The sequence below is a fragment of the Microcoleus vaginatus PCC 9802 genome, assembly GCA_022701275.1.
Classification (GTDB): Bacteria; Cyanobacteriota; Cyanobacteriia; order Cyanobacteriales; family Microcoleaceae; genus Microcoleus; species Microcoleus vaginatus_A.
This window is the reverse complement of record CP031740.1, coordinates 2,642,540-2,657,151: the sequence shown is the minus strand read 5'-3', so window position 1 is coordinate 2,657,151 and position 14,612 is coordinate 2,642,540. Positions and strand designations below refer to the sequence as shown.

The 14,612-nt window shown below is 48.6% G+C and carries 10 protein-coding genes; 5 read left to right on the top strand and 5 right to left on the bottom strand.

The genetic code is table 11. The features are described 5' to 3' along the window. Nucleotides 1-3 precede the first annotated feature (3 nt). The gene (locus tag D0A34_10795; protein UNU19293.1) at nucleotides 4-4,095 is read right to left on the bottom strand and encodes a PAS domain S-box protein; all 4,092 of its coding nucleotides are present in this window, start codon (nucleotides 4,093-4,095) and stop codon (nucleotides 4-6) included. Nucleotides 4,096-4,970: 875 nt separating this feature from the next. Here D0A34_10795 and clpP point away from each other — a divergent pair. Beyond that, the gene (gene clpP, locus D0A34_10790) at nucleotides 4,971-5,579 is read left to right on the top strand and encodes an ATP-dependent Clp endopeptidase proteolytic subunit ClpP (GenBank protein UNU19292.1); all 609 of its coding nucleotides are present in this window, start codon (nucleotides 4,971-4,973) and stop codon (nucleotides 5,577-5,579) included. Nucleotides 5,580-5,793: 214 nt separating this feature from the next. On the opposite strand, the gene D0A34_10785 is transcribed toward clpP, so the two are convergent. Next, nucleotides 5,794-6,792 carry a hypothetical protein gene (locus D0A34_10785; GenBank protein ID UNU19291.1) on the bottom strand — a complete coding sequence of 333 codons (999 nt, stop codon included), beginning with the start codon at nucleotides 6,790-6,792 and terminating at the stop codon, nucleotides 5,794-5,796. Between the two features lie 868 nt (nucleotides 6,793-7,660). Here D0A34_10785 and D0A34_10780 point away from each other — a divergent pair. The 4 genes from D0A34_10780 (at nucleotide 7,661) to D0A34_10765 (ending at nucleotide 12,586) form a co-directional block, all read left to right on the top strand. Next, on the top strand, nucleotides 7,661-10,021 hold the full coding sequence (locus tag D0A34_10780) for an RNB domain-containing ribonuclease (GenBank protein UNU19290.1): 2,361 nt from the start codon (nucleotides 7,661-7,663) through the stop codon (nucleotides 10,019-10,021). A 402-nt stretch (nucleotides 10,022-10,423) separates the two neighbouring features. Beyond that, the gene (locus D0A34_10775) at nucleotides 10,424-11,041 is read left to right on the top strand and encodes a UbiX family flavin prenyltransferase (protein ID UNU19289.1); all 618 of its coding nucleotides are present in this window, start codon (nucleotides 10,424-10,426) and stop codon (nucleotides 11,039-11,041) included. A gap of 86 nt (nucleotides 11,042-11,127) precedes the next feature. Continuing rightward, complete coding sequence (locus tag D0A34_10770) at nucleotides 11,128-12,012, top strand: LapA family protein (GenBank protein UNU19288.1); 885 nt, start codon at nucleotides 11,128-11,130, stop codon at nucleotides 12,010-12,012. A gap of 22 nt (nucleotides 12,013-12,034) precedes the next feature. Then, a complete protein-coding gene (locus tag D0A34_10765) occupies nucleotides 12,035-12,586 on the top strand; it encodes a shikimate kinase (GenBank protein UNU22242.1) in 552 nt (183 codons plus the stop codon). Between the two features lie 574 nt (nucleotides 12,587-13,160). On the opposite strand, the gene D0A34_10760 is transcribed toward D0A34_10765, so the two are convergent. The 3 genes from D0A34_10760 to D0A34_10750 form a co-directional block, all read right to left on the bottom strand. Further along, a complete protein-coding gene (locus D0A34_10760; protein ID UNU19287.1) occupies nucleotides 13,161-13,367 on the bottom strand; it encodes a hypothetical protein in 207 nt (68 codons plus the stop codon). A 183-nt stretch (nucleotides 13,368-13,550) separates the two neighbouring features. Further along, on the bottom strand, nucleotides 13,551-13,994 hold the full coding sequence (locus D0A34_10755) for a hypothetical protein (GenBank protein UNU19286.1): 444 nt from the start codon (nucleotides 13,992-13,994) through the stop codon (nucleotides 13,551-13,553). Between the two features lie 65 nt (nucleotides 13,995-14,059). Next, the gene (locus D0A34_10750; protein ID UNU19285.1) at nucleotides 14,060-14,464 is read right to left on the bottom strand and encodes a 4Fe-4S dicluster domain-containing protein; all 405 of its coding nucleotides are present in this window, start codon (nucleotides 14,462-14,464) and stop codon (nucleotides 14,060-14,062) included. Between the last annotated feature and the right edge of the window lie 148 nt (nucleotides 14,465-14,612).

Sequence of the window (14,612 nt, the reverse complement as noted above, 5' to 3'; positions counted from 1 at the left end):
AAATTAACTACAAGAGCATACTAATTCGGTGACGATCGCAATCACTGCCTCTGGATCAATAGGTTTGGCAAGGTGACGTTGAAAGCCTGCGGCGATCGCTTGCTTTAGATCCATCTCCCCAGCATAAGCCGTCAGGGCGAGCGCTGGAATTTGTCCGCCTTGCTCAAGCGGCAGACTGCGAATCTGACGCATCAGCATATAGCCATCCATTTCTGGCATCCCAATATCACTGACAAGGATCTGTGGAACCGCTTGGGAAAATGCTTGCAGTGCTTTGGCTGCAGAAGCAACGCTGGTGACGATCGCCCCCGCTTGTTCTAAAACAAACGCCACAAACTCGCGTGAGTCTGCCTCATCATCCACGACTAAGATATGAATGCCGCTTAAATCTCCGGTTGAGTCGGATGGCTGCTCGATGATCGCTGGCAATTCCTGAGAGCGAGGCGCAAGCGGAAGGCGAACTGTAAACGTAGCTCCTTGTCCTTCACCAAGGCTATCAACCGCGACTGTTCCCCCATGCAATTCCACAATTTGCCGCACGATCGCCAGTCCTAATCCCAAGCCGCCAAATTTGCGGGTGGTAGCTCCATCTTCTTGCCGGAAATGCTCGAAGACATAGGGCAGGAAATCAGAGCGAATCCCTTTTCCAGTATCGGTAACTTGAATTTGAGCGTGGGTTTCATCGAAAGCTAGAGTGATAGCGACTTGTCCCTGGTGAGGTGTGAATTTGACTGCGTTAGACAACAGATTCCAAACCACCTGCTGCAACCGCCCAGCATCGCCGATTACGATGCCAACACTGGGTAAAATCGTTGTGTCAATTTGAATGGCTTTCGCTTCTGCGGCCAAGCGAACGGTTTCCAGGGCTTCTGAGATGACTTTACTCAGATCGACGGGCATCACGGTTAAAATCAGTTTGCCGCGCAAAATCCTAGAGATGTCGAGCAAATCGTCAATGAGTTGCACTTGGAGTCGGGCGTTACGCTCGATCGTCTGTAATGCCATTGCGGTTTTTGCCGCGTCGAATTTTCTCTGCTGCAATAGTTTTGACCAGCCGAGAATCGGATTGAGTGGCGATCGCAATTCATGGGACAGCACCGCCAAAAACTCATCTTTGATCCGGTTGGCGCGATCGGCAGATTCTCGTGCAACTTGCTCTTGCGCCAGCATTAGTTCCAGTTCAGTTTCAGCTTGCTTTTGCTTCGTGATATCACGTGAAATTGCTAAAAGTTGCGTCACTTCTCCAGTGGTATTCCGCACGGGTGTGATAATGATGTCCCACCACTTTGGTGTGCCCTTGCAAGTGGGAAGATAGGCTTGCAACTGACCGACTTTGCCTGCTTTGGCAGCCGCGATCGCGGCCTTGGCATTTTCATAATATTTACCTTGCCAGATATCTTGCCAACAGGTGTTTAGAACGAGTGACGGATCGTCGATTTCCAACAAGCAGAATCCGCCTGGATTGATATAGACGATTTCGCTATCGAGCGTTAAGACTTTAATGCAATCTTGGCTGCTTTCGAGTATGCGTTGCTTTAGCTCCTCACTGTCTCGCAAGGCTGCTTCGGCGCGGGCGCGTTCGACTGCCGCCCAAGTGCGCTCGGCCACTTCTTCCGCCAGGGACACCTCGTCCAGTGTCCAAGCTCGCGGCTCGGATGTGTGGACTGCCAGCCCCGCTACGAACTCGCCCTCCTTGACCAGGGGTATGCCGATGTATGCCCCAATCTCGATCGCGGCGTAGGCCGATCGCTGATCTGGAGATAGGTTGGGATCGGCTTCCACATCAGATGCGGACACGGCGCGACCAGTGCGGTATGCTGCGAGCAGCTTCGGCCCGAACGAATCAATCGAATAGTTGCCAGCCATCCCTAAGGCTCCATTGATATAATCACGCTCAACGACGTAATCAGCACCGCGAACCTCAAAGTATGCCACCCGGTTTGCGCCGAGATATTCACCCAGCACACGGCTGGCCGTAGCCTGAATCTCCACTGGGTCGGCAAGCGGACGCAGCGCGTCGGTCAGAGAAACACGGAAAGCATCGAATTCGGCGGCTCGCTGCAAAATTTCTTCTGCCCGTTTGCGTTCGCTTGTATCAGTGAACAAGAGGGCAAACTGATGATTTTGCGGTTCGCCGACGCGAAAAGCGTTGACATCAAACCACTGATTCATCGCAGCGGATTGATTCTCAAACCGCACAGATTCACCAGTCTGCACGACTTTGCCATAGATATCAAACCAGTGCGCTTCCAGATCTGGAACCAGTTCCCGCACCCTTTTCCCGACTGCATCCTGAAGTCGCGTCATCTTTTCAAAGATCGGATTGACTTCCAGAAAGCGATAATCAATCGGTTCACCGTTCTCGTCAAACAGCATTTCGCAGAGGCAAAAGCTTTGGTCGATCGACTCAAATAGACTGCGGTAGCGTTCTTCGGATTGACGCAGGGTTGCGGCAGTTTGAATCTGCTCGGTAACATTCTTGAAATAAACGGTGATGCCGTTTGGGGCGGGGTAGGTGCGAACTTCGTACCAACGAGCGTGATCCGGGTAAAGCGCGGTCTTTGACGCAGCCACACGATCGCGCATGGCGATCCAGTGAATCTGCTCCCAATCATTGCCAATCAGTCCTGGATATTCTTCCCATAAATTCTTGCCAATCAAATCCCTTGGAGTGCGATCGAGCAGTGTCCCGGCAGATCGATTGACGTAGGTGAACCGCCAGTTTTCATCCAGGGCAAAAAACGCTTCAGCGATGCTCTCCAGAATATTCCGAGTCTGCTCCTCGCTTTGGCGCAAGGCTTGCTCTACCCGTTTGCCATCGGTGATGTCTCGCATCACGCCTGCCACTGCTTCTATTGCACCGTTTATGCCTCCTAAAAGTGGCACGAAAATGTATTCATAGGTGCGCGTGCCGATGGCGCTAGTGTAGGGCGTTTCGTCTTTGAGCAACTGGCACGTCTCGATGACTTGTTGAATCTGATGTTGAAGTCGGGTCGCTAAATCGGTTGGATAATCTAGCTCGAAAAAGTTCTTTCCCAAAGCTTCATCCGAAGTTTTCTGCCAAAGATCGAGCAACCCTGGACTGATATAAGTGAACCGTCCCGCCAAATCGAAGGTGTAAATAAAATCGGGAATTGCAGTTACGATCGCATCGAATTTCCGCAGTTGCTGTTCAAGTTCGGTGCGGCTCTGGCGTAATGCGGCTTCGGCACGGGCACGCTCGATGGCTGCCCACGTCTGCTCTGCGGTTTCCTCGACTCGTCTTGCCTCATCTTCCATCCACTGGCGAGGGTTTGCCTGATGCACCGCCAACAACGCGACAAATTGATCGTTCTTGATCAGCGGCACATCAATGTGCGCGGCAATATCAATTGCTTGATAACTTACCTTCTGGCTTGCTGTGTATTTAGGGTAGTTTGCCACATCGGGAACGATCGCTGTTCGCCCCGCTTTATGGTCGTCTGTCAGGTTGCGTCCGAAGTCCTCCAGATTGTACAGCCCGCTCAGTTCGGCAACACCGTTCGTGTAGTTTTTATGAACGATAACCTCTTTGCCGCCGGGTAACACTTCAACGTAAATGACGCGGCTTGCTCCTAGAGACTCGCCCAGAACACGGGCAGCGGTTGCCTGAATCTCATTGGCATCAGTCAGCGGGCGCAGCGCATTGGTGAGCTTAACTCGAAACGCATCGGCTTGGGCAGTTTGATGCAAGGCATCTGTTGATGGGCGTTTCTGTGGCAGATCGGATTCTAGCTGCGTCTTTTCTGGGTGCTGGGTGCGATCGAGTTCGGTCAACAGGATTTGCACGGCCGTTTTCAGGCTGTCCGACCAGGTTTCGACCGCCCCCAGTGGTGTTTGCGACCAATCGTGCGATCGCATCCGCATCGCCATCTCACTATCGCCTGCCAATAAATTTTGAGGAGCAGCCTCATCTACCGCATCAATCACACATCCTACCTCGCTGAAAAATACTGAGCTAAAAGCTGTTTGCTGCCCTCTGGAATGACGATTGAAGAGGATTGACCCAGTTCCGCAACCAGCGTCCGAATTTGCCTTAATGCCAAAGGTGAGGGTTGAATCCGTCGATTCTCCCAACGATTAATCGTTACTCTTAGAAGATTTCATACAGTTTAAGCACATGGTATCTATCATACTCAATATCTGTCAAAAATCCGTCAAAAAGTATACAGGCTGATCTCCCTTAAAAATAGTCCCGACACTTTTTAAGCAGCATTGATTAAATTATTGATTAAATTGTGGAAAGTTAAAGCTAAAGCCTTTGCGAACGTGACGGTTATCAGTTTTTTAAATTCAATAATTATAACGAGTGAGAGTGGTAAACTTAACCTGGCTCTAAACGAGCAAAATACTTGAAAATAAAACCACTAAAAACTTTTTTTGGTTAACTAATTTCTAGTATTTGTTCTAAGATTGATTCACTAATATTCATCAGGCAATCTGAATAGGTTGTGTGTTTTTTTAGCTTAACCTAAAAGAGTGCTTTTTTTCTGTTTGTTTTTAGATCCGATTCCACTAACTTTTTTCGCTTCTGTGCTGTACTGCCTTAGCGAAGCTTGCCACAGGCATCGCATCCCTATCTAAAAACTGTCTGGAGTATTGCCTTAAGAAGGAGTTCAACAGCCTACCAAACTCTGCCCGACAACATTTAAGCCGACTGTCAAGACTGGCATAAGGGCTACTGCCTACCAATTGCCTCATGTTTCTTGACACAGCATTGTTTATTTATATCCGACTCGTTATCTCGTTATTTCACTTAGATTGCAATTAGTCTAAAGCAGAAAAAGCAGATCGAGCTTCCGATCGAGAAATTACGACGGCCCAAATGCCTCAACCCATCGCAGCTTAAGGATTTAGCGCGTACAAGCCGATCGCCCGCCACCGATCGCTAGCTATAACTGAGCCCTAATCGCTAAAATTAAAAAAAGATACGTAATAGGCAGGCCCTGTCAATGATCCCAACCGTTATAGAACAATCCGGTCGCGGCGAACGCGCCTTTGACATCTACTCGCGACTGCTGCGCGATCGCATCGTCTTCTTGGGCCAACAGGTTGACTCTGACTTAGCTAACCTGATCGTTGCCCAATTGCTATTTTTAGACGCCGAAGACCCGGAGAAAGATATTTACCTCTATATCAACTCCCCAGGGGGTTCGGTAACAGCAGGTATGGGCATTTTTGACACGATGAACCACATCCGCCCCGACATTTGCACTATTTGTCTCGGTTTGGCCGCCAGCATGGGCGCTTTTCTGTTGAGTGCCGGCGCTAAAGGCAAGCGGATGAGTTTGCCTCACTCCCGGATTATGATCCACCAACCTCTAGGCGGAGCTCAAGGACAAGCAACGGATATTGAAATTCAGGCTAAAGAGATTTTGTACCACAAACGCCGCCTGAACGAACATCTTGCCAACCATACCGGTCAGCCGCTTTCTCGCATTGAAGAAGATACCGAACGGGATTTCTTCATGTCCGCTGAAGAAGCAAAGGACTACGGATTAGTCGATCAAGTGATCGATCGCCGTCCTTCCGCCAGCCGCCCGATCGCCGCTGTCGTCTAAATAAAAAGTTAAAAATCAAAAATGAAGAATATTTCCTCATTTTTGATTTTTAATTTTTAACTGTCATATAGCAGTTTTCAGTGGAGTGAATTACAGATGCTGGGGCGCATGATACGGCGTCATAGTTAAGTCCTTACTGTATTTCATACAATTGAAAACTGCTATATGTAGCTTTTTCTAAAAAAACCTCACACCTAGAAACCCTACAAAATTACTAAGGCAAAGATTCGAGATATTGCAGGAAGTCGAACAATTCTACTTGATTTAAGAAATGGCGCGCTTCTTTGCCATAACCTTGTTTGAGATAATCTTTTCCTTGGTTGGGAGTCCAGCCCAATCGTTTGATTTCCTCAGTAGTTCTGCTGTAGATTTCCAAATATTCTAGAAAATCTACCAACTGTTCGCTAGAAAGCTCTCTCTGGGACGACTTGCCGAAATTTTGTTCAAGACAGTCGCTTTCCTGTTTTTTCTTCCATTGCAGCCGTTTGAGGATGGCGTCTATTTGGGCGATCGTATCAGAATTATCCTCGATCGCATCGCTCGGAATTCCTACTGCGATCGGTTGCAATTCCCTGGCTTCGGCGGCACCCTGTAGCACTTCACTTGGGCTAGCAGTCGGCACCTCCAGTTCCTGAAGTGGTTCGCCGTAGCTAGATGAAAGCCAAGCGTCTGAGTCTAACTGCTTCGGTAAAAATCCAGTAGCCTCCACGCGATCGACCTTTGGCGGCAGCGGTTCCGGTACAGGTGCGATCGGCTCTTCATTTAATTTCGCTTCACTATTGACAAAATTGCTTTGATGTGTTTCAGGCAATTTTTCAGCAACAGGCATTTCTAGAACCGGAAGAGGAGCAAGAGCAGGCCCAAGCGGAACGGGAACAGCAGGAGGAGGGGGAACGGGAACAGCGGGAACAGCGGGAACAGCGGGAACGGTGGAAACAGCGGAAACAGCAGCAACCGGAGCAACCGGAGCAACCGGAGCCGGAGAAACACTCGCGATAGCACGATCGGGTGCAGCAAATCCGAGGACAGCGATCGCTCGCAACCGGGCGCGGTCTTCAGCATCCTCAACAGACTCAGCAGCCGACATAGCCGTAGCCAGAGTTTTGCCGTCAACCTGAACCAGACAGCGAACAACAAACTTACCGTGATGAACAGTCAGCAACTCACAAATTAACTGTCCAGCGGGATAAAGGGCGCGAAATTCAGCAAACATAATTTTTTGACCCCGAAACCAGGAGGGGCTTATGACTTAAGTGTAGTACAGCCCAGAGAAAACAATTTTCTGAAAGCACCTATTCAACATACAATAAATTAAAGGTGAGTCATCCGCGCAACCTTACACGCCACTAAACCCCATCCCACATCCAGCGGTTTAAGCTAACAAGCATCGGGCGTCATTTCTATCTCTAGGAGATGACACAGCAACTAAGCAAAAGTAGTAAAAGTCTCCGGTTTTGTGTACCTTGCACTTTCTACAGCACAGATTGCTCCCGGCCCGCTCGTTGCACCTGCGTCCGCAAGGACAGATAGTGTGCAAAAAACAGGGGCATCGCAGCAGCGAGCTACTAGCAATTTTGCCTTGATCCGGTAAGTTCTTTGCTAAAGCAAGAGGCACTTCAAAAGGCAGAAGGAACAAGGCAGAAGGAACAAGGCAGAAGGCAGAAATGCACATTTTCTTCCTCTCCATCCCTCCATCGGCTCATCCTCGACTCAAGCCGTCGCTTTCAGTATCGAGCCATCTTTTAAGAACCGACAGGGGCTTTCTAATTCGCGAAGTGCTCAGCGCTGCTGACCTAAAAGCAAACAAACCAACGCTAAAAAATTGTATTGGGGAATAGCGTGCGGGACATTTTTCTGCACCGTCAGCAGTCAGTTCAAGACAGACAGCAGACAAAGCACGAAGCCGGTGTCGGGAGAGAATCTCAAAAAAACCTCGCGATCGAACAAGGTGGCTGTGCTCGCGTCTCCACCTATTAACCCGCGCATTTGTTGGGAAGCAGGCACTGCGAGGGCCCGAGGGGGTGCGGCTGATTTCGCCAAAATTTAGACTAATTGCTGGAAACAAGAGGATCGATCGCTACATGGAATTTTCTATCGCTGCACTGCTGGCAAATTTTACAGAAGACAAATTAGTGGCTCCTAAAGCATTGGAGAAAAAACTCGACTGCAACGACGCCACCAGTCAACTCAAACTTCAAATCGCATTAGAAGCTCTAGAGAAAATTGGCATATTAGTCAAAGACAAAGGCCGGTATCGCCGAGTAGCTGAAGACGACGTAGTAGAAGCAAAACTGCGCTGTTCGAGCAAAGGATTTTGCTTTGCAATTCAAGACGCCGAAGGCTCAGAAGACGTTTACGTGCGGGAAAGTCACCTCTCGACAGCTTGGAACGGCGATCGAGTTTTAGTCAAAATCATCAAAGAAGGTAGCCGCCGCCGATCGCCCGAAGGCGAAGTCATGCTCATCCTCGAACGCGCCAACCCCTCGGTACTGGCGCGAGTCAAGCAAACCGCCACCCCCACCGGCCGCGTCAGCTACAGAGCAATCCCCCTGGACGATCGCCTGTTGTTTGAACTAGACTTGCTCGCAAATGGCACAAATCTCCAAGAAGCGATCGACCACCTAGTACACGTCGAAGTCAAACGCTACCCCCTCGGCACACATCGCCCAGTCGGCAAAGTAGTACAGGTACTCGGTTCCGACGCCGAAGCCGCTGACGACCTCGACATCGTATGCTGCAAACACGATTTGCCGCGATCGTTCCCCGCCGCCGTCATCAAAGCAGCCGAAAATTTGCCCAGCAAAGTCAAAAAAACCGACATCAAAAAACGCCTAGATTTGCGTAACATCCTGACTGTTAGCTTCAGCAAAAACGAACCGGGAACAACCAACAACGATGCCCCCCAAACCCAGGAGGAAAAACTCTCCGAGGGAGGAGCCGAAAACGAGTTTGACCCGACATCATTCCTCTCCGATCCGCCAGTGGAACGCGCTTTGTCGATCGAAACCCGCAAGTCTGGCGGCTGGCAAGTAGGAATCCACATCAGCGACGCCGCCGAGTACGTACAGCCAGAAACCCCGATCGACCGCGAAGCCCGCAAGCGAGGCACCGCCGCCCATCTGGGAGAAAAAATCATCGCCGTACTCCCAGCAATCCTCAACGAGCGTTGCTCTCTGCTGCCAGATACCGAACGGCTGACCTTCAGCATACTGCTCACCCTAGACGAATCTGGAGAACTCTTAGAATACGAAATTCAAGCCAGCGTCATTCAAATTGACTACCACCTCACCTACCAGCAAGCTCAAGCAATTCTCGAACCAGGCGATGCCGAAGATCACCCTTTATCATCTGCCCTCCGTCCTTTCCTCGATCAAATTGGGGCCGCCTCACAGGCAGCGAGACAGGCAAGGCTAAAGCGAGGAGCTTTTGAACTAAATTTGCCCGATGCTAACTCTCACTTCGACGACGAAGGCGAATTAGGAGCTTTTGCAACAGCTCCCCCCGCTCAGTCGGCTGTCTCCGAGTTAGTCGTACTCGCCAACCAAGCTGTCGCCGCCCACCTGCAAGCCTTGGGAGTCCCAGCAATTTACCGCGTCCAGCCGATGCCAGACCCGGCAGACATTCAAGAGTTCATCAAACTCTCCAACAACCTCGGAGGCGAACTGTATCTCGAAACCGAAGAAGAAGTTTTGCCCTTGGACTTTCAGCGATTTACCCAGCAGTTTGCCGGCCTTAAGTCGGAAAGAGTTCTCACCTACCTGCTAGAAGACACCATGAAGCCCGCTGTTTACAGCACCACTCCCAAGCCGCACTTCGGTTTGGGGCTGTCAGAGGGTTACACGCGGTGCACTTCGCCGCTTTCCCGCTACGCCGATTTGCTGGTGCTGCGGGTGTTGCAAGCGGTGTTCGAGCAAGGCCGCAGCAGCCGCACAACACGGGCTAAGGAAAAAGTTGACTTGCACCATTCCTCCTGTCACGGTCAAATTACTTGGAATGTTCTCCCGCCAGATTTGCACCACGAATTTGAGACAGAGTTTGCATCGGCCGTGGTACACCTGACGGAACGCGAAAGGGTTGCTGAGGATGCCGAAAGCGATTTGCAGGGATTGAAGAAAACCGGATTGATGAAAGAACGCACCGGGCAAACTTTCCAGGGTTTGATTACAGGGGTGCAGTCTTATGGTTTCTTTGTGGAAATTGAGGTGCGGCCGCCGGAGAGCGACATCCTGCGAGTTGAAGGACTGGTACACGTTTCTTCACTGAAGGATGACTGGTACGAATATCGATCGCGCCAGCAAACTCTGGTGGGCCGGAAAAACCGCAATCAGTACCGTTTGGGCGATCGGGTGGAAGTTCAAGTCAAGAGTGTGGATTACTACCGCCAGCAAATTGATTTAGTTGCAGTTGGTGGCGGCAGTCAAGCTTTTGATGATGATGAATAATCAGTTGACAGTTGACAGTTGACAGTTAACTTTTATCAATACTTAGTTGTCATTGTCTAGCAACTAAGTATTAAGAAGTTAGCTGCTAACTATATTCAGCAATACTCAATAAATAATTAAGGACTAATATCAAATCCGATAGCATCGGAATTGTCAAATCTAGTCAACAGTTAACAATCACGGACGGTGCAACCGGAATTTATATAATTTTTCAGCATTAATCTGTGTTAATCTGCCTGTATCTGCGGTAAAAAAAAGAGAATTTATTAACTGCCGATGACAAGGAATGGAGGCTGATTCACGCAGATGAAGAGAAGAGAGATAGGAAGAATTCCGATGGTAACAGATTTGATATAACAACTAATTACTAACAACAGTCAACCGTCAACTAAAAAATAACTAATGACGAATAATTACCCCCTGATTGTAGGAGTTACCGGTGCATCGGGACTGATTTATGCGGTGCGAACTCTGAAGTTTATGTTGGAGGCCGATCGCGCTATTGAACTGGTCGCTTCCAAGTCTACTTACATGGTTTGGCAAAGCGAACAGAACACGCGAATGCCCGCAGAACCGACGCTTCAAGAGGAATTCTGGCGGGAACAAGCAGGAGTACCCACAATGGGTAAACTTCGGTGCCATCCTTGGCAAGATGTCGGTGCTAATATTGCTAGTGGCTCCTTTCGTACCCAAGGGATGATCATTATTCCCTGTAGCATGAGTACGCTGGGCAAATTGGCGGCTGGCTTGAGTTCGGATTTGCTCGAAAGAGCGGCCGACGTTCAGCTCAAGGAAGGGAGAAAATTGGTACTCGTGCCTCGCGAAACGCCTTTTAGCTTGATTCACCTGCGGAATTTGACTACCTTGGCAGAAGCTGGAGCTAGAATTGTACCAGCGATTCCTGCTTGGTATCACAATCCGCAAACTATTGAAGATTTGGTAGACTTTGTGGTGGCTCGCGCTTTAGACCAGTTGGGGATTGATTGCGTTCCTCTCAAACGCTGGAAGGAAGAAGAGTAGTAATTAGTAATGAGTCATTAGTCATGAGTTATTAGTTATTAGTCATTTACAAATTACAAATTACAAATTACAAATTAAAATTTGATATGCGTGCTGTTTTTTTGCTAGTGATTGTGGTAGGGCTAACTATTTTTGCCCTGCAAAATGTTGAGCCGGCATTATCCCTGGTGTTTTTGGGAGTTCGATCGCCTGCTTTACCCTTATCTATCTGGATTCTGCTCAGCATGGTGGTGGGAGCTCTCACATCTTTATTGATTTCTGGTTTGCTGGCTTTTTCTAATTACCTATCTCTAACGAGAGACCGTACCGGCAGATCCAGTCGCAGCCGTCCCGATACTTTCCCAGAAGACAGGAGAACACCTTACACGCCACCTCCCCCTCCTAGAAAAGAGGGAATTGACCCGGATATGAATAGGGAAAATAGCCAAACTCAGGCTGCTGGTTCCTACCGAACAGAGTACGGCACGTCGGCGGGTTACAATGCCCGGACTTTCCACCAAGAAACTCCGAACCCGGATGGGGCGAAGGATTACGCTAAACCGGGGACTTATGCAGCAGCAGACGATGAGGACGATTGGGTTTCTGATGGCTCAAAATCCGGCTCTCAAGGGGGTGAGGACGATTGGGGGGACGATCGCGATTTTCCCGATCAACCGCAGGTAAATGATGTTCCAGCGGCAAATCCGAGGGCTTACGAAGCTAAGCAGGAACCGAAAAGCAAGTCTTGGGCTGGCTCAATATATTCTTACGGCTATCGAGATCCGAGCCAGTCTGGGGTGGGGCAAACTGAGGCTGTATACGATGCGGAGTATCGAGTGCTGGTTCCTCCGGGAGGGGAGATTCCTAAACCCGCTGATGAAGCACCAATAAATCCTCTGGCAGAAGCAGAGGATGATTGGGGATTGGATGAGGGTGATGAGTTTGAGGACGACGATCGCGCCAGTGGCGGATCGATTAACCTAAAAAAATAGAAAAATATTGGAGGATTTGGCAGTGGATGGGTTGAGGGGAGTAAATATTTATCTCGTCGGGATGATGGGTTCGGGAAAAACAACGGTAGGACGGATTTTGGCAAAAAAATTAAAATACCGTTTTTTTGATACTGATGAACTAATTGTTCGAGTTGCTAATCAGTCAATTGCTGAGATTTTCGCTCAAGAAGGGGAAGAGGCTTTTCGGGAACTAGAAACTAAAGTGCTCGGCGAATTGTCTGCTTATCAAAATTCGGTTGTGGCTACGGGCGGCGGCATTGTGGCCCGATCGATGAATTGGGGTTACTTGCACTACGGTGTAGTGGTTTGGCTGGATGTGCCTGTAGATCAACTGTACGATCGACTTCGTTCGGACACCGCTCGACCCCTACTGCAGGAAGGCGAGATCAAATCTAAGCTGCAAAGCCTTTTGAAAGAGCGAGAGCGTTTCTACACTCAAGCAGATGTCCGAGTCTATGCTGGTGTGGGCGAAAAGCCTGAAGCAGTGGCGACTAGGGCGATCGAGGAAATCCAAAAAGTTATCAAATCAGAAAGGCGGCCTGATCTCAATTGATACATTCATAAACCGGGTTTGTGAGAAAATAACAGGTTTTTGAAGACTTTTGATATTAGTTCGCAAAAAGAATGCAACCCTACGCAACCTCGAAACCACCAGATTGATCAATCCTTCCCAAAATCTAAAATCTAAAATCTAAAATCTAAAATGGTATGACTTCGGTAAAAATACTGGTTTTTGCCTGAGTCTCTCCGTTTAACCTTCCAATGTTTGGGAATCCACCGGGTTTGAGTGGAGGAGATGCGTAGGTTTTATAAGTATGAAGATGTGGCGATGCGGAGATTTGTGCAAAAACTAATGGCAGACTCATCTGATCGGTTAAAGTCGGCTATTGAGTTCTCCCTAAAAATAAAAGGGCCCCACCGCTGAAGGGCTGTAGGGCGCAAGGACAGTTAAACGCTAACTTGATTGTCGGGAAATTTAGCATAAATGCTATCGTCCTATGTGACGATTTTACGATCGTCCATTCACTCATCAATTTTCCTGTATCAAAAAATGTAACCCAGCACCGATCGAATTCAACCTGTCCTATTCTAAAAACAATACCTCATGCATTCTGACTAGCAGCTCCCTAAAGCTGCTTTTTTATTGCAATCGAGTTTTTGGCTGCCCGACCTGCCGATTCTGGGGAATAACATTTTGAGCAACAGTGGCTACACCTCAATACTGCCATAGCGCTTTTCTGTTCCACTCCAGGTTCGTCGGTAATTGGTAATTGGTAATGGGGAAGGGGTAGTGGGGAATTGTGTATTGGTAACAACCAGCGGGGAATCGGCAATTGAGATGCTGTAGCTCACCAGGCTTGCAAACTGCTATGATTACGGCGCGGAACGGGGCCTTAACCCGGGGGTGGGGGATTGAAAAAAAATAAGCTGTATTTATTGATGGGCGATCGGATAGTTTTCGGCTAAATATCCGTTGCGAGTTGTAAAATTTGGTTGGATCAATTTCCCCTTCCTCATTAAGAGAATACGAGCCTGCCTGTTTTTGACCAAAACTCGATCGCTCCACCCAGCCCCACACCTGTTAAAGAAATGGTAGCTAATACCGCAAAAGCCCGCCAATTTTTCCAACCAGATATTTGAATATCGAGTCTTGCCAAAGCTCCGGCTGAAATCAAGAGTAAACAAGTAGCAAAAAGGTGCATCCAGGCAAAAACTACCACTGCCACAAAAGCTCCTACAATAATAGAAAGAAAAGCACCGAGGTCACTGGAAAACCACCGCATAATTAAGGCTTTTATCTCTTTCAGCGGGAACGACAAGGCGACAGCCAACACTAAAATTGAAGCTATGGCTAAAAACCAAGTCAGATGCGGGGGAACATCAAACTCAGATAGTTTCCAGCCCAAGGTGAAATAAGTAACAAAAAGTAGAGTTAGGGAAACCCAAGAGTTTTTTTTCATCCAATGGCACAATTACAAGAACCAGGCAAAAAAAAGATGATGATCCAGAGGACTTTGTACAGGGGCTAGAGGTTAGTAGAAATAGCTTGCACCGGACAGGTAGGGATGCACTGCTCGCAAACGATACACCGCGATCGAGCAAAACTTAGTTTAAAGCTTTCTGGGTCAAGGGTCAAGGCTTCTGTCGGGCAAACTCCCGTACACAAACCGCAGTGAACGCAGATATCTTCGTCTATGAGTATTTCCCGACTGGCTAGGGAAACGCCGATATTTTGCGATCGCATCCAGTCGATCGCCGCTTCTAGTTGGTCGATGTCCCCTGATAACTCTAGCACCAGTTTGCCCACTTGATTCGGAGCCACCTGAGCACGGATAATGTTGGCTGCAACATTAAAATCCTTTGCCAGTCGATAGGTGACAGGCATTTGGATCGATCGTTGGGGAAACGTCAGTGTTACCCGTTTTTTCACCCTGCAAGTCCTCGGTAATTTACAAACAATCTTTGTTATCTTATGTTTTAGCGCACTTGGTCTAATTACTGCCTTTAACACAAATTTTTATGAGATGGGTCTGATTATCTCAAAATGTGGTATAATCTTAATCTATTATTTAAAATAA